The sequence below is a fragment of the Pseudomonas sp. GD03842 genome, from assembly GCF_029841165.1.
Lineage (GTDB): Bacteria > Pseudomonadota > Gammaproteobacteria > Pseudomonadales > Pseudomonadaceae > Aquipseudomonas.
In genome coordinates this window covers 142561-166881 of sequence record NZ_JAOCEA010000012.1, presented here as the reverse complement: position 1 = coordinate 166881, position 24321 = coordinate 142561, and the positions used below count along the sequence as shown (strand labels likewise).

Here is a 24321-nt window from a genome sequence, read left to right as displayed (position 1 = left end):
GTGTTACCGCGAATGAAAAAGAGCGCCCGAAGGCGCTCTCTGTGAAGTGCAGCACAGGTGCGGTTCAGGCGGTGCGTGCAACCGCGACCTGCCGGGGCGATGCCAGGCTGACGACCACAAAACTCACCAAGCCTACGGCCAAGCTGTAGTAAATCGGCGTATTTGCGTCCAGACCGTCCTTGAGCATGAACACCAAGGCGGTGACGAAGCCCAGGCCCATGCTGGTGAGGGCCCCGGCAGTGGTCGCTCGCTTCCAGAAGATGGCGCCTATCAGCGGGACGAGCATCCCACCCACCAACAGGTTGTAGGCCAAGGTCAAGGCGCTGAGCACGTCATTGACCACCAGGGCGATACCCAACACCAGCAGGCCGGTCAGCGCGGTGAACAGTCGATTGATCGCCAGGCTCGATTGTCTGCCGCCACGCAATTTCGGCAGCAGGTCCTCGGTCAGGGTCGTGGATGCGGCCAGCAGCCCTGCGCTGGCGGTGGACATCATGGCGGCAAGCGCTGCAGCGATGACCAAGCCGCGAATCCCATCAGGCAACGACGCCTTGACGATCGCGGCAAACGCCGTATTGACGTTTTCCAGATCCGGCAGCAAGACGTGCGCGGCCATGCCGATCAGTGCGCAGGCCAGGCCATAGAGGATGCAATAGACACCGGCGACCGATCCCGCATACCGGGCGACTTTTTCGGTGCGTGCGGTGAACACGCGCTGCCAGATGTCCTGGCCGATCAGGATGCCGAAAAAGTAGATCAGGAAGTACGTGATGATGGTGTCCCAGCCGATGGTGGTCCACTGGAAGCTCGAAGCCGGCAGCCTGGCCACCAGATCGTCCCAGCCGCCCACGCGATAGAGGCAGATCGGCAACAGGATGAACATCAGCCCGACGGTCTTGATGATGAATTGCACGATGTCCGTCAGGGTCAGCGACCACATGCCACCGATGGTCGAGTACACCACGACCACGCCACCGCCCAAGACCACCGACACCCAAAAGGGCAGGTCGAACAGCACCTGCATGACGGTGCCGATCGCCAGGATCGAGGTGACCCCGATCATCAGCGCATAGGCAAGCATGATCACCGCGCTGGCTTGACGTGCCATGGGGTTGTAGCGCTTCTCGAGGATCTGAGTGACGGTATAGACCCGCAGCTTGAGCAGCGGTTTGGCGAGAAACAGGTTCAGCGCGATGATGCCGGCGCCCAACGCGGCGCAGAGCCAGAAGCCTGATAGGCCGTGGACATAACCCAAGCGCACGGTACCGACGGTGGACGCGCCGCCCAGGACGGTAGCGGCCATGGTGCCCATGTACAGGCTCGGGCCCAGGTTGCGCCCAGCGACGAGGTAGTCTTCATGGGTGCGGGCCTTGCGCATGCCGTACCAGCCCAGAATCAACATGCCGGCCGCGTAGATCAGCACGACGAAAATATCTAAAGCCATGGAGTGTCTCCAGTCATTGTTTTTATAGTGAAACGCGACTCATCCGGCTGGCATCATGCAGGCTACCAGCGCGGAAGGTCGTTGTGTGGTGAACGGTGTGCTATGGGCGTGTGTCTGCCGGGGATTGCACTCTGTCAGCCAACACGCCCGCTGCGGACTGGCCCTTGTCGCGAACACGCTTAATCCCAGGGGCCAGTGATGTTAGCGAGCCGTTATTGAATCGGGCGCAAGCCAATCAGCGGTGAGCCACGCCTGGCAGCACACACAGCATTTCGTACAACAGGTTGGCGCCCAGCAGCGACGTGTTGCCGGTGGTGTCGTAAGGTGGCGAGACTTCCACCAAGTCGCAGCCGATCAAGTCCAGGCCCTGGCAGCCGCGGATGATTTCAATGGCTTGAATGGTGGTCAGGCCGCCGATCTCGGGGGTGCCCGTGCCCGGTGCCCACGCCGGGTCGATACCGTCAATGTCAAAGCTCAGGTAAACCGGGCCGCCCCCGACTTTCTCGCGGACTTCGGCCATCAGTGGCACCAGCGATTTGTGCCAGCACTCTTCGGCCTGCACGACGCGGAACCCTTGTTTGCGGCTCCAGTTGAAGTCCTCTGCCGTGTAGCCCTGGGCGCGCAAACCGATCTGCACCACGCGGTCGCAATCCAGCAGGCCTTCCTCCACCGCGCGGCGGAAGGTCGTGCCGTGGGCGATCTTCTCGCCGAACATGTGGTCGTTGACGTCTGCATGGGCGTCGATGTGAACCAGCCCGACCTTGCCGTGTTTCTTGTGCATGGCGCGCAGGATCGGCAGGGTGATGGTGTGGTCGCCGCCCAGCGTCAGGGGGATGATGCCGTGTTCGAGGTAGCCATCGTAGGCCTCTTCGATGATGCGCACCGCTTCGAGCATGTTGAAGGTGTTGATGGCGACGTCGCCGATGTCAGCGACCGAGAGGGAATCGAATGGGGCTGCTCCCGTGGCCATGTTGTACGGGCGGATCATCACTGACTCGGCGCGGATTTCCCGAGGACCGAAACGGGTACCGGACCGCAACGACGTGCCGATGTCCAGAGGCACGCCGATGAAGGCAGCGTCCAGGCCAGCGGCCGTTTGCAGGTGGGGCAGACGCATCATGGTGGCGATGCCGGCGAAGCGCGGCATCTCGTTGCCGCCCAGTGGTTGGTGAAAAATCTTGTCCACGGGATTGCCTCATCGGTGGGTAATGGAACGTTATAGGTCTGAGGGGATTCTGCGAATCCGGCAGGCGGTGAACAATCGGTCAGGCAAAATACTTAGTTCAGAGATTTCTGAACTATCGTGAAATTCAGGTTAAGCTGCCGCCCGCAATGCTTGCTCAACCCCATGGAGCGGGGCCGTCGCGTCGTCAGCCGCGGTCACTTCGAGGGCAAGGATCGCCACCCGGACGATTTGGCACACTCTGATTCTCGGTACTTCCATGGCCAGCGCACTACCCGACCTCAAATTGCTGCGTATTTTCACCTGTGTCGTGCGCCATCAAGGCTTTGCCAGCGCTCAGCAGGAATTGAACCTGTCCACCTCGGCCATCAGTACGTACATGAGTCAGTTGGAAGCGACGCTGGGCATCGTGCTGTGTCATCGCGGGCGCGGTGGTTTCAGTCTGACCAGCAAAGGTGAGCTGTTTCATCAGGAGACGCTCCGCCTGCTGGGGGAACTGGAAGGGTTCGAACTGTACGCCGCCGCACTGAAGGGTGAGCTGCGGGGAACGCTGAACCTGGGGGTTCTCGATTCGACCGTCAGCGACCGGGCACTGCCGTTTGCCGAAGTGATCGGCGCCTATAGCGAAGAGCACCCGGCGGTGCACCTGCACCTCTCGGTCATGAGCCCCTATGAGCTGCAATTGGGGGTGCTGGACAACCGCCTCGATCTGGCCATCGGTTCCTTTTCGACCCGGATGAACGGTCTGCTTTATCAACCGCTGTATCGCGAGCAGCACTGGTTGTACTGCAGTAATCGGCATCCGTTGTTCAATGAGCGGCGGATTCCGGAGCCGGTCATCACTCAGCAACGCATGGTCGGTCGCGGTTACTGGAGTCAGGCGGAGCTCGCTCGGCACGGGTTCAAGCACAGTGCGGCCACCGTGGAAAGTATGGAGGCGCAGTTGATTCTGGTGCTGTCCGGCGCCTACATCGGTTACCTGCCCGAACACTACGCGCAATCCTGGGTGGATTCGGGGCACCTGCGCGTCTTGCTGCCCGCCACGTTCGGCTATCAGGCCCCGTTCTCAATGATCCTGCGGCGCGGACGCAGCCGTGAGCCGTTGATTCAGACGTTCCGCGATCTGCTCAAGGCTCAGCTCAACCCGCTCTGAGGAGACTTCGATCATGTCCCGCGCCCGCTGTGAACGCTGCCATCGCCCTGCAACGCACTGCCTCTGTCCATTGATTCCACGGCTGGACAGCCAAACCCGCGTGTTGATTCTGCAGCACCCCAGCGAAGTCAACCACGCCCTGAACACGGCCCGTTTCGCAGCCCTGGGCCTGACCAGCGTGCAGTATGAAGTGGGGGAAGTGTTCGATCACCTCGACCAGTGGCTCAACGTGGCGGGTTATCAGGCCCGCCTGCTGTTTCCGGGGGAGGGTGCGGCGCCGCTGGAGGCAGGGGGCGGTGATGGCAGCCCCGTACTGCTGGTCGTGCCGGATGGCACCTGGCGCAAGGCGCGCAAACTCTTGCACCTCAATCCGTCGCTGGCCGCATTGCCGCGCGTCACCCTCCACAGCGCCCCGGCGTCACGCTATCGGCTGCGCAAGGCGCCGGGCCCTGACGCCTTGTCGACACTGGAAGCCATCGTCCACGCGCTGCACACGCTCGAACCTGAAAGGGCATTCGACGCGCTGTTGCGCCCGTTCGATGCGTTGATCGAAGGGCAGATCGAGGCGATGGGCGAGGACACGTTTCGCCGTAATCACGCCTGAGCGTCAGCCATTGAGAGAGGAGGGCGGGTCGAGCAGTACGCCCTTTTGGGCCTGCATCCGGCGAATGTAAGCGTCAGTTTCGCGTTCGGCGTCTTCCTTGGTGAAAAACGGCCCTTCCAGGGTATTTTCACGGGTGCTGAAGAAATACAGGCCATTGACGCGAGAGACGCGGTCAGTGCGAAAGTGCACGGCAGGGGTGGGGTCTTGCTCACGCTTGTTCAACATGGCCTGCTCCGGCATGGCGTTGAAGGGGCGATCAGGCCGGGTCGACCTGAACGGGCAGTGCGATGAGCAATCCACAGCGTGACACGGATCGCTCAGCTGGCTGATGGCTACTCTACTCCGTTTGTGCAGGCCTGCGTACTGGCCTGTGGTGGCCATGCGTCAACGCCTGCCCAGAGCCTCCGCCTGGTGAATCCACTGCTGGCGTTGTTCCTCCGACGACGTTCTGACCGGGGAAAATTCTGTCAGTCGAGTGGTCTTGATGCCGCAGAACTCGAGGATCGCGTGTTTGATCTGCCGGTGGGCGGGCGCTTTGAACACCCAACGGAAATAGCGTGAAGGCGTGTCCAGTGTGACCAGCATTTCCGCAGTCCGTCCTTTGAGCAATTCATTGCTGGGGTGATGACGCCCGTGGGCCTTGAATGCGAAACCGGGCATCAGCACCCGTTCGAAGAACCCGCTGAGCAGGCTGGGCAGCCCGCCCCACCATACCGGATAGACGAAAACCAGATGCTGGGCCCAGTGGATTTCTCGCTGGGCTTCGAGCAGGTCGTGCTCCAGCGTCTGGCTCGACGCATAGCCGTTGTGCAGCGTGGGGTCGAATTGCAGCTCCTCCAGTTTGAGCACGCGCACCACATGGCCCTGACTGCGCGCGCCCTGGGCGTAGGCGTCGCCCAGCGCGTGGCAAAGACTGATGGTCTTCGGCGAGCCAATGACCATCAGAATGCGTTTGCCATAGCCCTCCAGGGGAGTGGCACCGCTGATCGGGTCAGCCATTGCTGCCCGCCTCGAGCATTTTTTCCGGGCGTACCCAGGCGTCGAATTCGGCATCGGTCAAGAAGCCCAGTTGCAGGGCCGCTTCGCGCAACGTCAGCCCCTCGCTGTAAGCCTTCTTGGCAATCTGTGCCGATTTGTCATAGCCAATGTGCGGGTTCAGCGCGGTGACCAGCATCAGGCCACGTTCCAGGTGCTCGGCCATTTTTCCGGCGTCAGGCTCCAGGCCGGCGATGCAGTGTTCATTGAAGTTGCGGCAACCGTCGCCCAGCAGTCGAATCGATTGCAGCACGTTGTGAATGATCACCGGCTTGAACACGTTCAGTTGCAGATGGCCCTGGCTCGCCGCGAAGGCGATCGTGGCGTCGTTGCCCATGACCTGGCAGGCCAGCATTGACAGCGCTTCGCATTGGGTGGGGTTGACCTTGCCGGGCATGATCGAACTGCCCGGCTCGTTGGCAGGCAGCTTGACCTCCGCCAGGCCAGCCCGTGGGCCGGAGCCCAACAGCCGCAAATCGTTGGCAATTTTCATCAAGGTCACGGCCAGGGTTTTCAGTGCCCCGGACAGTGCTGTCAGTGGCTCATGGCCGGCCAACGCGGCGAATTTGTTCGGTGCGGTCACGAACGGCAGGCCCGACAGCGCCGCCAGTTCGGCCGCGACGGCCTCGGCGAAACCGTGGGGCGCGTTCAGTCCCGTGCCCACTGCCGTGCCGCCCTGGGCCAGCTCACAAACAGCCGGCAGGGCCGCACGAATGCTCTTTTCGGCGTAGTCCAGTTGTGCGACATAGGCCGACAGCTCCTGCCCGAAGGTGATAGGCGTGGCGTCCATCATGTGGGTGCGCCCGGTCTTCACCAGCTTCATATGGCGCGCCGACTGCTCGGCAATACCGGCGGACAGCTCGGCGATGGCGGGCAGCAACTGCTCTTTGACCGCTTGCGCCGCAGCGATGTGCATGGCGGTCGGGAAGCAATCGTTGGAGCTCTGCGAGCGGTTGACGTGGTCGTTGGGGTGCACCGGGGATTTGCCGCCACGGCCTTTCCCCGACAGTTCGTTGGCACGTCCAGCGATCACTTCATTGACGTTCATGTTGCTCTGCGTGCCGCTGCCGGTCTGCCACACCACCAGAGGGAACTGGTCGTCGAATTTGCCACCAAGCACTTCATTGGCAGACTGCTCGATCAGTCGCGCGATGTCGGCCGGCAGGTCACCGTTGCGGTCGTTGACCCGGGCGGCGGCCTTCTTGATCAGCGCCAGCGCATGCAGTACGGGCAGCGGCATGTGCTCCTGCCCGATGGCGAAGTTGATCAGAGAGCGTTGCGTTTGAGCCCCCCAGTAAGCGTCTTCGGGGACTTCGATCGGACCTATGCTGTCGGTTTCGGTACGGCTCACTGGAATCACTCCTTGGGGTCGAATAGCGCAGTTTAGTACCCCGCAGGCCGGTTCGGTTCCCATCGGCGGCTGCGCGGTAGCACGGGTGTGCGAAAAAGCGGCTCATGCAGCGATGAACTGTAGTGGATCCGGCGATGGTACGACCGCTCGTAGCGGCGGGGGTTGAGCGCGGGGGGAAAAGGGGCGCAGAATGTCGGCCCTTGGGGTTCAGCCTCGCCTGCTAGATAAGGAAACTCGATGACCCGTCTTCGCGCTCTCTGTGCTGCGGTCGCTCTGGTATGTGCCAGCGGCCAGGCTTTTGCTGCCACCGCCAGCCATGAGGCCAGTGCCGTAGCGTTCCTCAAACTGGCTCACGCCGACCAGTTGGGTGCGCCTATCTACATGCAAGCGCAGCAAATGTTCGCTCAGCGCTTCGCCGAAACCAAAGCCCCGGATTCCAAGAAAGCCGTGCTGGAGAAATACCAGGCCCAGGCCAACGCTGCACTGGACAAGGCCATTGGCTGGGACAAGCTGCAGCCTGACATGGTCAAGCTGTACACCGACAACTTCACCGAGCAGGAGCTCAAGGACCTGGTCGCGTTCTATGAATCGCCACTGGGCAAGAAGGTCCAGGCCAAGATGCCGCAGATCAGCCAGCAGTCGTTCCAGCTGACTCAGGACAAACTGCAACCGGCAGTACCTGTGGTCACCGGTCTGCTGGAGTCGATGACCAAGGAGCTGACCCCGGCAGCCGCCAAGGGCGCCCCGGCCAAGAAGCCATAAGCGAAACCTCACATGAGCATGCAACAGCGTATCGAATCGGCGTTGGCGGTCTTTCAGCCTGAGTACCTGCAGGTGCTCAACGAAAGCCATATGCACAGCCGTGGCACCGACACCCATTACAAGGCCGTGGTGGTCAGCGAACAGTTCGCTGGCCTCAATGCCGTCAAGCGCCACCAGAAGGTCTATGGCCTGCTGGGGGGGTTGATGGGTGAGTTTCATGCCCTGGCGCTGCACACCTATACCCCGCAAGAGTGGGCGAAGCTGGGCGCCGCGCCCGCGTCGCCGACCTGTGCCGGGGGGCATGACTGAGCCTTAGTCGCGCTGAGTCCTGTAGGAGCGTGCTTGCCCGCGAATGCTATCGTCTATGTCGGACAGTTGACTGACACGACGCCATCGCGGGCAAGCACGCTCCTGCGGTGCGCTGCTCTCTTCTCTATTGATTTGCGTCAATCTCCCCATCGATCACCACCCTGTCTGCTCGTCGCCGATGTTTGATAGAATCCGCGCCGCGTTGCCCAATCAGCGCGCTTTCCATCGAATTTTCATCCGGTAGGCCCTTTGCGAGGGTCACCACCTGGAGATGCAACATGACTCAACCCGCACCTATCGTCGTCGCGGCGCTGTACAAATTCGTCACCTTGACTGACTACGTCGAGCTGCGTGAACCCCTGCTCAAGACCTTGGTTGACAACGGCGTCAAAGGCACCTTGCTGCTGGCAGAAGAAGGCATCAATGGCACAGTGTCCGGTACCCGCGAGGGCATTGATGGTCTGCTGGCCTGGTTGCGCAACGATCCGCGTCTGGTCGACGTCGACCACAAGGAATCTTACTGTGACGAGCAGCCGTTCTATCGCACCAAGGTGAAGCTGAAAAAAGAGATCGTCACGTTGGGCGTACCCGGCGTCGATCCGAACAAGGCCGTGGGCACCTACGTCGAACCGCGAGACTGGAACGCTTTGATCGCTGACCCTGAAGTCCTGCTGATCGACACCCGCAACGACTACGAAGTGTCCATCGGCACCTTCGAAGGCGCCATCGACCCGAAAACCACCACCTTCCGCGAGTTCCCGGACTACATCAAGGCGCACTTCGACCCGGCGAAGCACAAGAAGGTCGCGATGTTCTGCACGGGCGGCATTCGCTGTGAAAAGGCGTCGAGCTATATGCTCGGTGAGGGCTTCGAAGAGGTCTATCACCTCAAGGGCGGCATCCTCAAATACCTCGAGGAAGTCCCGCAGCAAGAAAGCGCCTGGCGCGGCGACTGCTTCGTGTTCGACAACCGCGTGACCGTGCGCCACGATCTGAGCGAGGGTGACTACGATCAATGCCACGCCTGCCGCACGCCGATCAGCGCCGAAGACCGTGCCAGCGAGCATTATTCGCCGGGCGTCAGTTGCCCGCACTGCTGGGATACGCTGAGCGAGAAGACCCGTCGCAGCGCCATCGACCGGCAGAAGCAGATCGAACTGGCCAAGGCACGCAATCAGCCGCACCCCATCGGTCGCAACTACCGCTTGCTGGATGCTCAAACGGAAGAAAAACAGACCCACGAGGCTTGAACCATGCCCGCTCGCCTGCTTTATGTGATGGACCCGATGTGTTCATGGTGCTGGGGCTTCGCGCCGGTCGCCGAAGCACTGGTCGAGCAGGCGGATGCGGCTGGCGTGCCGTTGCACCTGGTGCTGGGCGGTTTGCGCACCGGCAGTGGGGCAGCCCTGGAACCCACGACCAAACGCTACATCCTGGAACACTGGCGTGCCGTTCAGGAAACGACGGGTCAGTCGTTCAAATTCGAAGACGCTTTGCCTGACGGTTTTGTCTATGACACAGAACCGGCCTGCCGCGCCATCGTTGCTGCTCGCAGCCTGGCGCCGGACATCGCCTGGAAACTGGTCGGGCAAATCCAGCGGGCGTTCTACCTCCAGGGGCGGGACACTACCAAGGCCTCGGTGCTGGCCGAGCTGGCCGAACGGGCGGGGCTGCCGCGGATCGAGTTCGCCGCAGCGTTCGACAGTGCCGAGCAGCACGCCGCCACCGCGTCGGATTTCGCTTGGGTGCAAGACCTGGGCATTGCCGGTTTCCCGACCTTGCTGGCCGAGCGCGACGGCCAGTTGGCCTTGCTGACCAACGGCTACCAGCCTCTGGAAGCGTTGGCGCCGTTGCTCGGTCGGTGGCTGGAGCGCGCGGCCTGTGCGTGACGCTTCCGACATCGAGACTTCGGACAGAGCGGTCGTAGAGGGTGCCGCTGGGCGGGGCGATCGCCTTGACTGGGCGCAGATTCGCCGCCTGGCCCTGACCCACAAGAAAGCCCTATGGATCGCCAACGGCGTCGCGGTTCTGGCGGTGCTGTGCTCGGTGCCGATCCCTCTGCTGCTGCCGCTGTTGGTCGATGAAGTGTTACTGGGCAAAGGTAATGGCGCCCTGTTGTTCATGAATCACTTTTTGCCGGAAAGCCTGCACAAGCCGGTGGGCTATATCGGCTTGATGCTGCTAACCACCTTGTGCCTACGTTTGGGGGCGTTGCTGTTCAACGTCATTCAGGCCCGGCTGTTCGCGGGCCTGTCCAAAGACATTGTCTATCGGATTCGTGTCCGCCTGATCGAGCGGCTCAAACGGATTTCCCTGGGAGAATATGAAAGCCTGGGCAGCGGTACGGTGACAGCGCATCTGGTGACTGACCTGGACACGCTGGACAAATTCGTTGGCGAAACCCTGAGCAAGTTCCTCGTGGCGATGCTGACGCTGACGGGCACGGCGGCGATCCTGGTGTGGATGCACTGGCAACTGGCCCTGCTCATCCTGCTGTTCAACCCGTTGGTGATTTACGCCACCGTCAAGCTGGGCAAGCGCGTCAAACACCTCAAGAAGCTTGAGAATGACAGCACTTCGCGCTTCACCCAGGCGCTCACCGAAACCCTCGACGCCATTCAGGAGATCCGTGCCGGAAATCGGCAGGGCTATTTCCTGGGGCTTTTGGGCGGGCGCGCCAGGGAAGTCCGCGACTACGCGGTGTCTTCGCAATGGAAAAGCGATGCGTCAGGCCGTGCCAGTGGGCTGCTGTTCCAGTTCGGCATCGACATCTTTCGCGCAGCGGCGATGTTGACCGTCCTGTTCTCGGACCTCTCCATCGGCCACATGCTGGCTGTGTTCAGCTACCTGTGGTTCATGATCGGGCCGGTCGAGCAACTGCTGAACTTGCAATACGCCTTCTATGCGGCGGGCGGCGCACTGACGCGCATCAACGAGCTGTTGGCCCGCGCCGATGAGCCGCGATATGAAGCTCGCATCAACCCTTTTCTCGGTCGCAAGACGGTGGGCATCGATGTGCGAGGCCTGTGCTTCGGCTACCACGAAGAGCCGGTGCTCGACCACCTCGACCTCAGCATCACAGCAGGGGAGAAGGTCGCCATCGTCGGCGCCAGCGGCGGCGGCAAGAGCACGCTGGTCCAATTGCTGCTTGGCTTGTACAGCGCTCGGGCGGGCAGTATCCGCTTCGGCGGCGCGACCCTGGAAGAGATTGGCCTGGAAACGGTTCGCGAGCATGTCGCCGTGGTGCTGCAACACCCGGCGCTGTTCAACGACACCGTGCGTGCCAACCTGTCGATGGGACGCGAGCGCAGCGACGAGGCCTGCTGGCAAGCCTTGGAAATTGCTCAACTGGATGACACGATTCGGGCGCTGCCGCAAGGGTTGGACAGCGTGGTTGGCCGTTCCGGGGTGCGCCTCTCCGGCGGCCAGCGGCAGCGGCTGGCCATTGCGCGGATGGTGCTTGCCGATCCAAAGGTGGTGATCCTCGATGAGGCCACCTCGGCGCTGGATGCGGCCACCGAGTACAACCTGCATCAGGCGCTCAACCGCTTTCTCATGGGGCGCACGACATTGATCATCGCGCACCGTCTGTCCGCCGTGAAGCAAGCCGATCGGGTGCTAGTGTTCGACGGCGGTCGAATTGCCGAAGACGGTGATCATCAACAGCTCATCGCCGAAGGCGGTCTCTACGCTCGCTTGTACGGTCACCTGCAACAGGTGTGATACAGCCTGTCGGTTTTTTTCAATCCTTCTCTCAAATGGCGTATCGCCAGTGGAACACGTCAATTCTTGGGCTATGCTTGAGCGCTGTATTCAATGAAAGTGTAAAAAGCGTCATATTTACGTCTCTATCCCCTTGAGTGGTGGCATCGGCTCATTCGGGTGGCGATTAGAGGCAAGCCGCTGCATCGTGGAAATTAGCCGAGTCCCGGGTTCTCAGGAGGTCGCCTGAGTCGGGGAAGTGAGTATCTGGCAGTGCTGATGAAAGGGACACCATGAAGCAAAAGCGGATTCTCGAGAAGCCCCGTCTTCTGGGCATCGTCTGGCCATTCATCGCAGTGGTGCTGTTACAGGCACTCCTGGGTTGCATCAGCCTGTACATGATGTCGGCTGTGCGCAGTTATGTGGGGGGAGAGAGCCTCTGGTCGAAGGGCCAAAAAGATGCCATTTATTATTTGAATCTCTACGCCAACAGTCGCGACGAGATCGATTACCTGAAATATCAGAAGGCCATTGCCATTCCTCAGGGCGGGCACGACCTGCGGGTGGCCATGGATCAGCCGGTTCCCGACATCGCGCGCGCCAATGCAGGCATTCTGCAGGGTGGTAACCATCCCGACGATGCCCGAGGCATCATTTGGCTCTACCTCAATTTCCGGCATTTCAGCTATTTGGAAAAAGCCATCGACCTGTGGAAGATCGGTGACAACTACCTCGTGGAGCTGGATGAAGTCGCTCGGCAAATGCACGGGCGCATCGTCGATGGCAGCGCCACCAATGCCGATGTGCTGGCTTGGCGACAGCGCATCAACGCGATCAATGAAGGTGTTACACCCGCGGCGATGGCCTTCAGCGATGCGCTGGGGGAAGGCTCACGCCTCATCTTGCGGATCCTGGTGGTGGTCAATCTCACCACTGCCGTGCTGCTGATCATTCTCGCGCTGTTGCGGACCCATAAATTGCTGGAGCAGCGTCATGCCTTTGCCGCAGCCTTGCAGGTCGAGAAGGAGCGGGCGCAGATCACCTTGGAATCCATCGGCGACGGGGTCATCACCACAGACGTCAATGGCGGCATCACCTACCTTAATCCTGCGGCTGAACTGCTGACCCATTGGAAAAGCGACCAGGCAACCGGGCTGCCCCTCGCTGCGTTGTTCAACCTGCTCGATGAAAACGACCAGAAAGACAGCTCCACCCTGATTGAGCACATTTTGAGTGGAAAGCTGGCTGGCGGCAGCGAAAACTCCAAACTCATTCAGCGGCTGGATGGCAGCACGGTTTCCGTTGCCTTGGTGGGCTCTCCAATCCGCACCGACGGCAACGTCAGCGGGGCAGTGTTGGTGCTCCATGACATGACCCAGGAGCGGCAATACATCGCTAATCTGTCCTGGCAAGCGACCCACGATGCATTGACCGGGCTGGCCAACCGTCGTGAATTCGAATACCGGCTCGAACTGGCCTTGAACGGTTTGGCCCATCAGCCGGGGCACCATGCGGTGATGTTCCTTGACCTGGACCAGTTCAAGCTGGTCAACGACACCTGCGGCCACGCGGCGGGCGACGAATTACTCCGGCATATCTGTGCTTTGCTGCAGCAAGGCATCCGTGACGGGGACACCCTGGCCAGGCTGGGGGGCGACGAGTTCGGGATCCTGCTGGAGCATTGCGCGCCGGATGCGGCGGAGAAAATCGCTGAAGGTCTGCGACAGACCGTCGAAAGCCTGCATTTCGTATGGAAGGGCCGACCGTTCATGACCACGGTCAGTATCGGTCTGGTTCATGTATCGAACTCACCCACCACCCTTGAGGCGTCCCTACGTGCGGCGGACATGGCCTGCTACATGGCCAAGGAGAAAGGTCGCAACCGCGTGCAGGTGTATCACGATGACGACTCGGAGCTGTCGACCCGCTTTGGCGAAATGGCGTGGATTCAGCGTCTTCATATGGCCCTAGAGGACAATCGCTTCTGTCTCTACTCTCAGGAAATCGCCTACCTGGGTAACCGTGGGGCGTTGGATGGCCACGCGGACAGCGGCCATGTCGAGATTTTGCTGCGGCTCAAGGATGAATCCGGCCGCCTGATCCTGCCGGACAGTTTCATTCCTGCCGCCGAGCGATACGGCATGATGACGACGCTGGATCGCTGGGTGGTGCAGAACGTGTTCAAGGTGATCGCCGACTGTTTGCAGGACAATCACCGGCAAGGGCCGATGGCGGTATGCGCCATCAACTTGTCCGGCTCCAGCATCGGCGATGACGCTTTTCTCGAATATTTGCGACAGCAGTTCCAGATTTATGCAATTCCTCCTGAACTTATCTGTTTCGAGATCACCGAAACCAGTGCGATCGCCAATTTGGGCAGCGCCATTCGGTTCATTAACGAGCTCAAAAGTCTGGGATGTCGGTTTTCCTTGGATGACTTCTGTGCAGGCATGTCGTCATTCGCTTACTTGAAACATTTGCCTGTGGATTTTCTCAAGATTGATGGCAGTTTCGTAAAAGACATGCTCGACGATCCGGTCAACCGGGCGATGGTGGAAGTGATTAACCATATCGGGCACGTGATGGGCAAACAGACGATCGCCGAGTTCGTCGAGAGCCCTCAGATAGAGCAGGCGTTATTGGAAATCGGGGTGGACTACGCTCAGGGGTATGTTATTGAGCGGCCGCAATTATTCACCTGTGAATGTCTGCACGCACGGCCCGCGAGGCAGACCCCCATGTTGTTCAGCGCACCTGGGACTTTTCGCTGAGCGACCCCATGCAACATAAAACTAGGAGCTACACAGTGATCGATATGTTCATTAGAACCGGTCCGCTGATGGATGCCAGCAGTTACCCGGCTTGGGCACAGCAATTGATCGAGGATTGCAGTGAAGCCAAGGCTCGCGTGGTAGGGCATGAACTTTATCAACGCATGCGAGATGGTCAGCTCAGTTCGAGGACCATGCGCCAATACCTGATTGGTGGATGGCCTGTTGTCGAACAGTTTGCGGTCTATATGGCTCAGAACCTGACCAAAACCCGTTTCGCCCGGCATCCGGGAGAAGACATGGCGCGTCGCTGGTTGATGCGCAATATCAGGGTCGAGCTCAACCATGCCGATTACTGGGTAAATTGGAGCGCGGCCCACGGGGTCACCCTGCAAGACCTGCAAGCGCAACGGGTTCCGTCCGAGCTGCACGCACTCAATCACTGGTGCTGGCACAGTTGTTCGTCGGAGCCGCTGGTCGTTGCCATCGCAGCCACCAACTACGCCATCGAGGGCGCTACCGGTGAGTGGTCTGCTGTCGTATGTTCACAAGAAACCTACGCAGATTTGTTCCCGCCGGAGATCCGCAAGCGCGCCATGAAATGGCTGAAGATGCACGCGCAGTATGACGATTCGCACCCTTGGGAAGCCCTGGAGATCATTTGCACGTTGGCGGGCAACAACCCCAGCGAGCAATTGCAGGCCGACCTGAGAATGGCAATCTGCAAAAGTTATGAGTACATGTACTTGTTTCTGGAGCGCTGCATGGTTCTGGAACGCCCGCAGGAAGCGAGCGGGGCGTTGCGAGAGCGTCGTTTCGCGCGTGCCTGAACCCGCTTAACCTGCCATTTCAAGACGGTTCCGGCCCTGACGCTTGGCCGCATAAAGGGCGCTGTCGGCGCGACGCAACAGGCTGTCGGGGGACTCTCCCGGCAGCAGCGTCGAGCAACCCAGGCTGACAGTCAACTCGATCGGAGAACCCTCGACGGGAAGGGTAAGCTGCAGAGCCGCGTGACGCAGGCGTTCGCCGACCAGCGCAGCCGACTCACGACCGGTATTGGTCAGCACGATCAGAAATTCTTCTCCGCCAAACCTGAACACCTGATCGATATTGCGCAGACGATCCTTGATGGTGCGGGTGACAACTTTCAAAACCCCATCCCCCGTGGCATGGCCATAGGTGTCGTTGATGGTCTTGAAATGATCGATATCCAGCATTAACACCGATAGCGGTTGCTGCTGGCGGCGCGCAATTTCTATTTCCCGTGTCAGCGATTGCTCCATGGCAATGCGATTGCCTGCCCCGGTCAACGGGTCGCGCAGGGCGCTGAGGCTGGCATGGCGGTACAGCAAAGCGTTGCGAAGCGGGTACAGCAGGCTGCCCAGCAGGGACTCCAGTTGCGCCAGTTCCGGCTCGTTGAAGCGTCGGTCTCGTTGAAAGCCGAATTCTCCCAGAGGCTCGCCCTCGAAACTCATGCGGTAGCTGGCGCTATGCCGCCCGCGCTCGCCGAGCTCAAGGCGCAGATCGGTGTCCCCGTGCTGGTAAATCAGCGCGCCGAGCGGGATCAAGGGCTGAACACTGTCAAAGAACATCGAAAGGATCTTGTCCGCTTCCAGACTGCTCTGCAGTTGCAGGGCCAGTTTGCGCCGCAATTGCTCTTCATCCAGCGGTGGCTGCACGGTGCTGTTGACGCTGACCAGGCCCAGGCGCTGAAGCCGTGCGCTGTCAAAATCGATGGCGTTCGTCGGGGGTGGAAAACTCATGTTTTCGCTCCTGCACCTTTAATAGGGCTTGACGAGCACGGAGCGAAAGTCATGCCAGTTTGCCTGCTTTCGAAAGCCGTCATGTAGATCAATGGGTTAGCGTCATTCACAGTGGCAAGGAACATTTCCGGCGCCTTGGAGTTGACTAACGTAACCGGTCTGTGACCCAGCCACTACGGCGAAGCGACGGAAAACCGTCGAGCGGATGAAAGGTGATGGCGCCCGGGCGGGACGCGCAGCAGGTCATGTCTTTTTCTGCGCGTCGAACGCCTGGCCGTTGACGCCTTTGCTGTCGGGGCCCATCAGGTACAGGTAGACCGGCATGATCGCTTCGGGGGGCGGGTTGTTCAGTGGGTTTTCCGCCGGGTACGCCTGGGCGCGCATTTCGGTGCGAGTGCCTCCGGGGTTGATGCTGTTGGCGCGAACCGAGGCCACGTCTTCCAGTTCATCGGCCAGGGTTTGCATCAACCCTTCGGTGGCGAATTTGGACACGCCATACGCGCCCCAATAAGCGCGACCCTTGCGTCCCACGCTGCTGGACGTGAAGACCACCGAAGCGTCTTGCGACAGTTTCAGCAGCGGTAACAACGCCGCGGTCAGCATGAACATCGCATTGACGTTGACGTGCATCACGCGCATGAAGTGCTCGCCGGATAACTGCTCGACCGGGGTCCGAGGGCCGATGATCGACGCGTTATGCAACAGCCCGTCCAGGCGCCCGAATTGGGCTTCGATCATGGCGGCCAGTTCGTCGTACTGGTAAGGCAGCGCGGTTTCCAGATTGAAGGGGATGACGACCGGCTGCGGGTGGCCGGCCGCTTCGATTTCGTCGTAGACGGTTGTCAGGTTCGATTCGGTCTTGCCCAGCAACAGCACGGTTGCGCCGTGGGCGGCGTACGTCCTGGCTGCTGCGGCACCGATCCCACGGCCTGCGCCGGTGACCAGAATGATGCGGTTCTTGAGCAGATCGGGGCGGGCGGAGTAGTTGAACATGGGAGGGTCCTTGAATGGATAGCCGGTGTGCCTCTGCCTCCTGCCCCTTCGGGCCGGAGGCAGATCAGGCTTCTCAGCAGCTACACAGTGCGTTGTCGAGCACGCGGCGCAGCTCCAGCGGATGGTCCACGACCACGTCTGCCCCCCAGTGATCGGGGTTGTCGTGGGGATGGATGTAGCCGTAGCGCACGGCGGCGGTCTTGGTCCCGGCGTCGCGGCCGGATTCGATATCGCGAAGGTCGTCACCGACGAACAGCACGCTGGCCGGGTCGAGATCGAGCATCTTGCACGCCAGCAACAGCGGCTCGGGGTCCGGCTTGCTCTTGGACACGTGGTCTGGACAGATCAAGACTGCCGAGCGTTGATCCAGGCCCAGCCGCTCCATGATCGGTTGAGCGAAGCGTACCGGTTTGTTGGTGACCACCCCCCAGATCAACCTGGCCTTTTCGAGATCGGCCAGTAACTCGGGCATCCCTTCGAACAGGGCTGTGTGCACCGCGCAGTCTTGCTGGTAACGCTCGAGGAATTCCAGGCGCAGCGCCTCGAATTCCGGTTCGTTGGGCGACATCGCGAAGGCGGCCGACACCATGGCCTTTGCCCCGCCGGAAATTTCGTCCCGAATCAATTTGTCCGCCACCGCCGGAAAACCTCGGTCCGCCAGCATCCCCTGACAGATCGCGATGAAGTCCGGCGCGGTGTCGAGCAGCGTGCCGTCCATGTCGAAAAGAACTGCTCTCAAACGCATGGATCAGCCCTCTCTCAGCGTCTGGATCATGTAGTTGACGTCGACGTCGGCGGCCAGTTTGTAGTGCTTGGTCAGCGGGTTGTAGGTCAGTCCGATGATGTCCTTGACCGTCAGGCCCGTGCTGCGGCTCCAGGCGCCCAACTCGGATGGGCGGATGAATTTCTTGAAGTCATGGGTGCCGCGCGGCAGCAGGTTCATGATGTACTCGGCGCCGATGATCGCGAACAGGTAAGCCTTCGGATTGCGGTTGATCGTGGAAAAAAACACCTGCCCGCCCGGCTTGACCATTTTGTGGCACGCACGGATGACCGAAGAAGGATCCGGTACGTGTTCGAGCATTTCGAGGCAGGTCACCACATCGAACTGCTCGGGCATTTCCTCGGCCAGGGCCTCGGCGGTGATCTGGCGGTACTCGACGTTCACGCCCGACTCCAATTGATGCAGCTGCGCGACGGCCAGCGGCGCTTCGCCCATGTCGATCCCGGTCACGGACGCGCCCCGCAGGGCCATCGCCTCGCTCAGAATGCCGCCGCCGCAACCCACGTCGAGCACTTTCTTGCCCGCCAGGCTGACCCGTTCGTCGATCCAGTTCACCCGCAGCGGGTTGATGTCGTGCAACGGTTTGAATTCGCTGTTGCGGTCCCACCAGCGATGGGCCAGTGCTTCGAATTTGGCGATTTCGGCGTGGTCGACGTTGCTCATATGTGATCCCTCTGAAACGTTTGATTCGGTGTCAGGCCACGGCCAGTGCCGTGACGTTGAAAATCGGTTCAGCCCTTGGCGGCAATCCGGTTGCCCCAGGCCTTGGCGGTGCGTATCAGCGCGGACTCGTCCATGCGGGTCAACCGCTTGTCTTGCAGCAGCGCCTTGCCCGCGACCCAGACATGGGTGACGCAATCGCGGCCACTGGCGTAGACCAGTTGGGAGACCGGATCGTAGATCGGTTGCTGCGCGAGCCCGGTAAGGTCGAAGGCGACCATGTCGGCAGCCTTGCCAAGCTCCAGTGAGCCAGTGTGGTCCTCGATGCCCAGTGCCCGAGCCCCGTTGAGCGTTGCCATGCGCAGCGCGCGATGGGCGTCCAGCGCAGTGGCCGAACCGGAAACCGCCTTGGCCAGCAGGGCGGCGGTGCGGGTTTCCCCCAGCAGATCCAGATCATTGTTGCTGGCTGCGCCATCGGTGCCGATGGCGACATTGACCCCGGCCTGCCACAGCCGTTCGACCGGGCAGAATCCGCTGGCCAGCTTCATGTTCGATTCAGGGCAATGAATCACGCTGGTGTTGCTCTCGACGAGCATCGCCAGATCTTCGTCGCTGATCTGGGTCATGTGCACGGCCTGAAAGCGCGGCCCCAGCAGGCCCAGGCGCTTGAGGCGTGCCAGTGGGCGTTCGCCGCGCTGCTTGACGGCTTCGTTCACCTCGAACGCCGTTTCGTGCACGTGCATGTGGATCGCGGCATCCAGCTCGTCGGCGATGACCCGGATCTTCTCCAGGTTCTCATCGCTGACGGTGTAGGGCGCATGAGGCCCCATGGCGACTTTGATGCGGTCGTGGTGGGCCAGATCGTTGAACAGTTCGACGCCGATGTGCAGCGCTTCGTCGGCGTTCCGAGCACCTGGTATCGGAAAGTCGAGCACGGGCACGGTGATCTGTGCGCGAATGCCACCGTTGTGCACCCGGTCGCAGGCGACCTTTGGAAAGAAATACATGTCAGAAAAACAGGTGATGCCGCCTTTGAGCTGCTCGGCGATGGCAATGTCGGTGCCGTCACGAACGAAGTCTTCGTCCACCCATTTGCCCTCGGCAGGCCAGATGTGATCCTGCAGCCAGGTCATCAGTGGCAGGTCATCGGCAAGGCCGCGAAACAGCGTCATCGCCGCATGGCCATGGGCGTTGATCAGGCCCGGGGCGAGCAGCATGCCTGGCAGCTCACGAACCTCGACGGCGTTCTGACGCAAGGCTTCGGCCTTGGGGCCGATATAAGCGACGAGGCCATTGCGAATGCCGATTCCGTGCTGTTGCAGGACGACACCTGCGGGCTCGACCGGCACCAGCCAGTCCGGCAACAGGAGGAGGTCAAGCGGGGCGTCGGAACGAGGCATGGCGCGGGCTTCCAGTGGCGCAATACGCGGAGGGCGAAGTATACCCGAGCACCTTGACTCGCGGCTCGTTATAATCGGCGGCTTTTTTGGCCGCTGGCCATTTGATCCGAGGCGCCATGTGAAATGGTGCGAGCCAGGTGGCGCGCGAAAGCTGAGGTTCGGTGATCGCTTGAGGTACGAGCGGTCCGAATGCTCTGACTTTGGTAATTCTTTATGTGGGGTGTGCAATGCGCGATCGACTATTGGCTGCGGAGAAGGTGAAAGCCATCGATTGGCGGGACCGCGCGTTGTATCTGCTGGACCAGCGGGCCTTGCCCTTCGAGGAGACCTGGCTGCGCTACGACACGGCAGATGAGGTGGCCGCGGCCATTCAGGCGATGGTGGTGCGCGGTGCGCCCGCCATTGGTATCGCTGCGGCCTATGGTCTGGTGCTGGCGGTGGTGGACCGTATCGCGGCCGGCGGTGACTGGCAGATGGCACTGGAGGAGGATTTCGACAGGCTGGCCAATGCCTGGTCCCCGGCGGCCAACCTTTTCTGGGCGCTCAACCGCATGCGCGAGCGGCTTTACCGGATCAAGCCGCATGAGGACCCGGTCGCGGTGATGGAGGCCGAGGCGATGGCCATTCACGAAAGCGACCGCGAGGCCAACCTGACCATGGCGCAACTGGGCGCCGAGCTGATTCGCAAGCAGCAGGGCAACCTGCAGACCGTCCTCACTCACAGCAGCGCCGGTGCCCTCGCCACAGGCGGTTTCGGCACCGCGCTGGGGGTGATTCGTGCCGCTTATATAGAAGGCATGATCGAGCGAGTCTACGCCGGAGAAACCCGGCCTTGGCTGAACGGTTCGCGATTGACGGCCTGGGAGCTGGCCAACGAGGGGATTCCGGTCACTGTCAGCGCCGACTCGGCTGCCGCGCACCTGATGAAGACCAAGGGCATCACCTGGGTCGTGGTCGGAGCCGATCACATCACGGCCAATGGTGACGTGGCCGGCAAGATCGGTACCTACCAACTGGCGGTCGCAGCGATGCACCATGGTGTGCGGTTCATGGTCGTGGCACCGAGTTCGACCATCGACCTGAACCTGGCCAGTGGCGAGGACATCTCTGTGCCAGAGCGGGCTGGCGCCGAACTCCTGTCGCTCGGCGGTCAGCGTCTTGGTGCGGAAGTTGACACCATCAATCCGGTCTTCGACGTGACGCCGGCGGACCTGATCGATGTCATCGTGACCGAAAAGGGCGTCGTCGAGCGGCCCGATACGGCCAAAATCGCGCAGTTGATGTGCCGTAAACGCCTCCATTGAGCATTTCGGCACGGGCGCTACGGTGTGCCGGGCAATGGCGGGCGCGCCCTGTAGGCGCCTCTCAGGCCCCTGCTGGCGAAATGGCGCGTTTTCGACGTGCTCAAACGCTTCGTGCCTGACCACGGTTGTGGTAACATCCGGCGGTTTCCAAGGGGGCGCGTTGCGGCTCCCTTCACTGCGCAAATCCATGGCTTAACTCGCTGATTTGTCGTAAGTCGCTGCCAGGCAATTGTCGGCAGCGGCGAGCTTCGTTCATCCCGGAGGGGAGGGCGAGGTTTCACCAGAAAAAGGAATCAGGCTTCTCATGGGCGAACTGGCCAAAGAAATCCTCCCGGTCAATATCGAAGACGAGCTGAAGCAGTCCTACCTCGACTACGCGATGAGCGTCATCGTCGGACGTGCTCTGCCCGATGCGCGCGACGGCTTGAAGCCCGTGCACCGGCGTGTCCTCTACGCGATGAGCGAACTGGGTAACGACTGGAACAAGCCGTACAAGAAATCCGCCCGTGTGGTCGGTGACGTCATCGGTAAATACCACCCCCACGGTGACACTGCGGTCTACGACACCATCGTGCGTATGGCCCAGCCTTTCTCCCTGCGCTACCTGCTGGTAGACGGTCAGGGCAACTTCGGTTCGGTGGATGGCGACAACGCCGCCGCCATGCGATACACCGAAGTGCGCATGACCAAGCTGGCTCACGAACTGCTCTCGGATCTGCATAAAGAAACCGTCGACTGGGTGCCCAACTACGATGGCACCGAACAGATTCCGGCAGTCATGCCGACCCGTATTCCCAACCTGCTGGTCAACGGTTCCAGCGGTATCGCCGTGGGCATGGCGACCAACATTCCGCCGCACAACCTCGGTGAAGTCATCGATGGTTGCCTGGCCCTCATCGACAACAACAACCTGACCGTCGATGAGTTGATGCAATACATCCCCGGTCCTGATTTCCCGACCGCCGGCATCATCAACGGCCGCGCGGGGATCGTCGAAGCCTACAAGACCGGTCGTGGCCGCATCTATATGCGTGCCCGCTCCGTCGTCGAGGACATCGACAAGGTCGGTGGCCGCCAGCAGATCGTCGTCACCGAGCTGCCGTACCAGTTGAACAAGGCGCGGCTGATCGAGAAGATCGCCGAACTGGTCAAAGAGAAGAAGCTCGAAGGCATCACCGAACTGCGCGATGAGTCCGACAAGGACGGCATGCGCGTGGTGATCGAGTTGCGTCGAGGCGAAGTGCCTGAGGTCATCCTCAACAACCTCTACGCTCAGACCCAGCTGCAAAGCGTCTTCGGCATCAACATCGTCGCGTTGATCGATGGTCGCCCGCGCATCCTGAACCTGAAGGATCTGCTGGAAGCCTTCATTCGCCATCGCCGTGAAGTCGTCACCCGCCGGACCGTGTTCGAACTGCGCAAGGCGCGTGAGCGTGCGCACATTCTCGAAGGTCAGGCGGTGGCCCTGTCTAACATCGATCCGGTGATCGAGCTGATCAAGGCCTCGCCGACCCCGGCCGAAGCCAAGGAAGGGCTGATCAATACGCCTTGGGAGTCGAGCGCGGTGGTCGAGATGATCGAGCGCGCTGGCGCCGAATCGTCCCGTCCGGAAAACCTCGACCCGCAATACGGCCTGCGTGACGGCAAGTATTTCCTTTCACCTGAGCAGGCTCAGGCGATTCTGGAGCTGCGACTGCACCGCCTGACCGGGCTGGAACACGAGAAGCTGCTGACCGAATATCAGGAAATCCTGACCCAGATCGGCGAGCTGATCCGCATCCTCAACAGTTCCACGCGCCTGATGGAAGTCATCCGCGAGGAGCTGGAACTGATCCGTGCCGAATACGGCGACGCTCGCCGCACCGAAATCCTCGATGCGCGCCTGGACCTGACCCTCGGCGACATGATCCCGGAAGAAGAGCGCGTCGTGACCATCTCCCACGGGGGCTACGCCAAGACTCAGCCGCTGGCCGTCTATCAGGCCCAGCGCCGTGGCGGCAAAGGCAAGTCGGCCACCGGTATCAAGGACGAGGACTACATCGCCCATCTGCTGGTCGCCAACAGCCATACCACGCTGTTGATGTTCTCCAGCAAGGGCAAGGTGTATTGGCTCAAGACCTACGAGATTCCGGAGGCGTCACGCGCCGCCCGCGGTCGTCCGCTGGTCAACCTGTTGCCGCTGACCGAAGGTGAGTACATCACCACCATGCTGCCGGTCGATCTCGAAGCCATGCGCAAGCGGGCTGACGAGGAAGAGGCTGAAGGCGTGGACGTGGATGTCGAAGACATCGAGAACGCCAACGAGAGTGAAGAGGAACGCAAGGCGCGTCTCAAGGCCGCGGACAAGAAGAAGGCGCCGTTCATCTTCATGTCCACCGCCAACGGCACCGTCAAGAAGACGCCGCTGGTGGCCTTCAGCCGTCAGCGCAGCTCGGGCTTGATCGCGCTGGAACTGGACGAAGGCGACATTCTGATTTCCGCCGCCATCACCGATGGCGAGCAGGAAATCATGCTGTTCTCCGACGGGGGCAAGGTGACGCGCTTCAAGGAATCCGAAGTGCGGGCCATGGGGCGTACCGCCCGCGGCGTGCGCGGCATGCGTCTCCAGGAAGGCCAGAAGCTGATCTCCATGTTGATTCCGGAAGAGGGCAGCCAGATCCTTACCGCCTCCGAGCGTGGCTACGGCAAGCGCACGGCGATCACCGAGTTCCCTGAGTACAAGCGTGGCGGACAGGGCGTGATCGCCATGGTCAGCAATGAGCGTAACGGTCGTCTGGTCGGCGCGGTTCAGGTGCAGGACGGTGAGGAGATCATGCTGATTTCCGATCAGGGCACGTTGGTCCGTACCCGCGTCGGCGAAGTGTCGAGCCTGGGGCGTAACACTCAAGGCGTGACCCTGATCAAGCTGGCCAAAGATGAAACGCTGGTGGGGCTTGAGCGGGTTCAGGAGCCTTCGGAAGTCGAGGGCGATGAGCTGGATGGCGAAGGCATCGATGGCGAGACGCTGGAAGGTGAAGCGATCGACCTGGCCGACGCCGACGAGGCCGGTGGTGATCTCCAAGTCGATGGCGCCGCCGACGAAGAAGAGTCGCAGGACTGATAG

The 24321-nt window shown here is 61.1% G+C and carries 21 protein-coding genes; 11 read left to right on the top strand and 10 right to left on the bottom strand.

Annotated features, from left to right (window positions below; translation table 11 throughout):
- Window positions 1-64: 64 nt before the first annotated feature.
- Window positions 65-1444: a sodium:solute symporter gene (locus N5D61_RS18115; protein ID WP_108237262.1), complete on the bottom strand. Its 1380-nt coding sequence runs from the start codon at window positions 1442-1444 to the stop codon at window positions 65-67.
- Between the two features lie 235 nt (window positions 1445-1679).
- Window positions 1680-2630: an agmatinase gene (gene speB, locus N5D61_RS18110; RefSeq protein ID WP_108237261.1), complete on the bottom strand. Its 951-nt coding sequence runs from the start codon at window positions 2628-2630 to the stop codon at window positions 1680-1682.
- Between the two features lie 256 nt (window positions 2631-2886).
- On the opposite strand from speB, the gene N5D61_RS18105 reads away from it, so the two are divergent.
- Both N5D61_RS18105 and N5D61_RS18100 read left to right on the top strand, forming a co-directional pair.
- Entirely contained in the window at window positions 2887-3780 is an 894-nt protein-coding gene (locus N5D61_RS18105; RefSeq protein WP_108237260.1) for a LysR family transcriptional regulator, read from the top strand.
- 13 nt (window positions 3781-3793) lie between these two features.
- Window positions 3794-4384 (top strand): DTW domain-containing protein, encoded by a 591-nt coding sequence (locus tag N5D61_RS18100; RefSeq protein ID WP_279893739.1) that lies wholly within the window; start codon window positions 3794-3796, stop codon window positions 4382-4384.
- Between the two features lie 3 nt (window positions 4385-4387).
- On the opposite strand, the gene N5D61_RS18095 is transcribed toward N5D61_RS18100, so the two are convergent.
- The 3 genes from N5D61_RS18095 to N5D61_RS18085 form a co-directional block, all read right to left on the bottom strand.
- Window positions 4388-4609 (bottom strand): DUF6316 family protein, encoded by a 222-nt coding sequence (locus tag N5D61_RS18095; RefSeq protein WP_279893738.1) that lies wholly within the window; start codon window positions 4607-4609, stop codon window positions 4388-4390.
- A gap of 159 nt (window positions 4610-4768) precedes the next feature.
- On the bottom strand, window positions 4769-5383 hold the full coding sequence (locus N5D61_RS18090; RefSeq protein ID WP_108237257.1) for an NAD(P)H-dependent oxidoreductase: 615 nt from the start codon (window positions 5381-5383) through the stop codon (window positions 4769-4771).
- Window positions 5376-6770, bottom strand: coding sequence for a class II fumarate hydratase (locus N5D61_RS18085; protein WP_108237256.1), 1395 nt, complete (start codon window positions 6768-6770; stop codon window positions 5376-5378). The genes N5D61_RS18090 and N5D61_RS18085 overlap by 8 nt, the downstream gene beginning before the upstream one ends.
- Before the next feature lie 237 nt (window positions 6771-7007).
- Between N5D61_RS18085 and N5D61_RS18080 the strand changes: the two genes are divergently transcribed.
- The 7 genes from N5D61_RS18080 to N5D61_RS18050 all read left to right on the top strand — a co-directional run bounded on the left by N5D61_RS18080 (window position 7008) and on the right by N5D61_RS18050 (window position 15144).
- Window positions 7008-7532 (top strand): DUF2059 domain-containing protein, encoded by a 525-nt coding sequence (locus N5D61_RS18080; protein ID WP_108237255.1) that lies wholly within the window; start codon window positions 7008-7010, stop codon window positions 7530-7532.
- Between the two features lie 12 nt (window positions 7533-7544).
- Window positions 7545-7841 (top strand): BolA family protein, encoded by a 297-nt coding sequence (locus tag N5D61_RS18075; protein ID WP_108237254.1) that lies wholly within the window; start codon window positions 7545-7547, stop codon window positions 7839-7841.
- A 278-nt stretch (window positions 7842-8119) separates the two neighbouring features.
- The gene (locus N5D61_RS18070) at window positions 8120-9091 is read left to right on the top strand and encodes a rhodanese-related sulfurtransferase (protein WP_279893737.1); all 972 of its coding nucleotides are present in this window, start codon (window positions 8120-8122) and stop codon (window positions 9089-9091) included.
- Between the two features lie 36 nt (window positions 9092-9127).
- Window positions 9128-9730, top strand: coding sequence for a DsbA family protein (locus N5D61_RS18065; RefSeq protein ID WP_177411026.1), 603 nt, complete (start codon window positions 9128-9130; stop codon window positions 9728-9730).
- 10 nt (window positions 9731-9740) lie between these two features.
- Window positions 9741-11564, top strand: a complete 1824-nt coding sequence (locus N5D61_RS18060; RefSeq protein WP_279893771.1) for an ABC transporter ATP-binding protein — start codon at window positions 9741-9743, stop codon at window positions 11562-11564.
- Window positions 11565-11836: 272 nt separating this feature from the next.
- The gene (locus N5D61_RS18055) at window positions 11837-14314 is read left to right on the top strand and encodes an EAL domain-containing protein (RefSeq protein ID WP_279893736.1); all 2478 of its coding nucleotides are present in this window, start codon (window positions 11837-11839) and stop codon (window positions 14312-14314) included.
- Between the two features lie 35 nt (window positions 14315-14349).
- Window positions 14350-15144 carry an iron-containing redox enzyme family protein gene (locus N5D61_RS18050; RefSeq protein WP_279893735.1) on the top strand — a complete coding sequence of 265 codons (795 nt, stop codon included), beginning with the start codon at window positions 14350-14352 and terminating at the stop codon, window positions 15142-15144.
- A 6-nt stretch (window positions 15145-15150) separates the two neighbouring features.
- Here the strand turns inward: N5D61_RS18050 and N5D61_RS18045 are convergent, their stop codons facing one another.
- From N5D61_RS18045 to N5D61_RS18025, 5 genes are all read right to left on the bottom strand, one after another.
- A complete protein-coding gene (locus N5D61_RS18045; RefSeq protein ID WP_279893734.1) occupies window positions 15151-16077 on the bottom strand; it encodes a GGDEF domain-containing protein in 927 nt (308 codons plus the stop codon).
- A gap of 243 nt (window positions 16078-16320) precedes the next feature.
- The gene (locus N5D61_RS18040; protein ID WP_279893733.1) at window positions 16321-17070 is read right to left on the bottom strand and encodes a YciK family oxidoreductase; all 750 of its coding nucleotides are present in this window, start codon (window positions 17068-17070) and stop codon (window positions 16321-16323) included.
- Window positions 17071-17143: 73 nt separating this feature from the next.
- Window positions 17144-17815, bottom strand: coding sequence for an N-acetylmuramic acid 6-phosphate phosphatase MupP (gene mupP, locus N5D61_RS18035; protein WP_108237246.1), 672 nt, complete (start codon window positions 17813-17815; stop codon window positions 17144-17146).
- Between the two features lie 3 nt (window positions 17816-17818).
- On the bottom strand, window positions 17819-18517 hold the full coding sequence (gene ubiG / locus N5D61_RS18030) for a bifunctional 2-polyprenyl-6-hydroxyphenol methylase/3-demethylubiquinol 3-O-methyltransferase UbiG (protein ID WP_279893732.1): 699 nt from the start codon (window positions 18515-18517) through the stop codon (window positions 17819-17821).
- Window positions 18518-18585: 68 nt separating this feature from the next.
- Window positions 18586-19914 carry a TRZ/ATZ family hydrolase gene (locus N5D61_RS18025; RefSeq protein ID WP_279893731.1) on the bottom strand — a complete coding sequence of 443 codons (1329 nt, stop codon included), beginning with the start codon at window positions 19912-19914 and terminating at the stop codon, window positions 18586-18588.
- Between the two features lie 227 nt (window positions 19915-20141).
- On the opposite strand from N5D61_RS18025, the gene mtnA reads away from it, so the two are divergent.
- Both mtnA and gyrA read left to right on the top strand, forming a co-directional pair.
- Window positions 20142-21218 (top strand): S-methyl-5-thioribose-1-phosphate isomerase, encoded by a 1077-nt coding sequence (gene mtnA, locus N5D61_RS18020; protein WP_108237243.1) that lies wholly within the window; start codon window positions 20142-20144, stop codon window positions 21216-21218.
- A 304-nt stretch (window positions 21219-21522) separates the two neighbouring features.
- The gene (gyrA, locus tag N5D61_RS18015; RefSeq protein ID WP_279893730.1) at window positions 21523-24318 is read left to right on the top strand and encodes a DNA gyrase subunit A; all 2796 of its coding nucleotides are present in this window, start codon (window positions 21523-21525) and stop codon (window positions 24316-24318) included.
- The last annotated feature ends 3 nt before the right edge of the window (window positions 24319-24321 follow it).

Excerpts from the sequence above, each read along its gene's own strand:
- N5D61_RS18115 (WP_108237262.1), bottom strand. The coding sequence starts at position 1,444 with ATGGCTTTAGATATTTTCGTCGTGCTGATCTACGCGGCCGGCATGTTG.
- N5D61_RS18105 (WP_108237260.1), top strand. The coding sequence starts at position 2,887 with ATGGCCAGCGCACTACCCGACCTCAAATTGCTGCGTATTTTCACCTGT.
- N5D61_RS18100 (WP_279893739.1), top strand. The coding sequence starts at position 3,794 with ATGTCCCGCGCCCGCTGTGAACGCTGCCATCGCCCTGCAACGCACTGC.
- N5D61_RS18095 (WP_279893738.1), bottom strand. The coding sequence starts at position 4,609 with ATGTTGAACAAGCGTGAGCAAGACCCCACCCCTGCCGTGCACTTTCGC.
- N5D61_RS18090 (WP_108237257.1), bottom strand. The coding sequence starts at position 5,383 with ATGGCTGACCCGATCAGCGGTGCCACTCCCCTGGAGGGCTATGGCAAA.
- N5D61_RS18080 (WP_108237255.1), top strand. The coding sequence starts at position 7,008 with ATGACCCGTCTTCGCGCTCTCTGTGCTGCGGTCGCTCTGGTATGTGCC.
- N5D61_RS18075 (WP_108237254.1), top strand. The coding sequence starts at position 7,545 with ATGAGCATGCAACAGCGTATCGAATCGGCGTTGGCGGTCTTTCAGCCT.
- N5D61_RS18070 (WP_279893737.1), top strand. The coding sequence starts at position 8,120 with ATGACTCAACCCGCACCTATCGTCGTCGCGGCGCTGTACAAATTCGTC.
- N5D61_RS18065 (WP_177411026.1), top strand. The coding sequence starts at position 9,128 with ATGTGTTCATGGTGCTGGGGCTTCGCGCCGGTCGCCGAAGCACTGGTC.
- N5D61_RS18055 (WP_279893736.1), top strand. The coding sequence starts at position 11,837 with ATGAAGCAAAAGCGGATTCTCGAGAAGCCCCGTCTTCTGGGCATCGTC.
- N5D61_RS18045 (WP_279893734.1), bottom strand. The coding sequence starts at position 16,077 with ATGAGTTTTCCACCCCCGACGAACGCCATCGATTTTGACAGCGCACGG.
- N5D61_RS18040 (WP_279893733.1), bottom strand. The coding sequence starts at position 17,070 with ATGTTCAACTACTCCGCCCGCCCCGATCTGCTCAAGAACCGCATCATT.
- mupP (WP_108237246.1), bottom strand. The coding sequence starts at position 17,815 with ATGCGTTTGAGAGCAGTTCTTTTCGACATGGACGGCACGCTGCTCGAC.
- ubiG (WP_279893732.1), bottom strand. The coding sequence starts at position 18,517 with ATGAGCAACGTCGACCACGCCGAAATCGCCAAATTCGAAGCACTGGCC.
- N5D61_RS18025 (WP_279893731.1), bottom strand. The coding sequence starts at position 19,914 with ATGCCTCGTTCCGACGCCCCGCTTGACCTCCTCCTGTTGCCGGACTGG.
- mtnA (WP_108237243.1), top strand. The coding sequence starts at position 20,142 with ATGCGCGATCGACTATTGGCTGCGGAGAAGGTGAAAGCCATCGATTGG.
- gyrA (WP_279893730.1), top strand. The coding sequence starts at position 21,523 with ATGGGCGAACTGGCCAAAGAAATCCTCCCGGTCAATATCGAAGACGAG.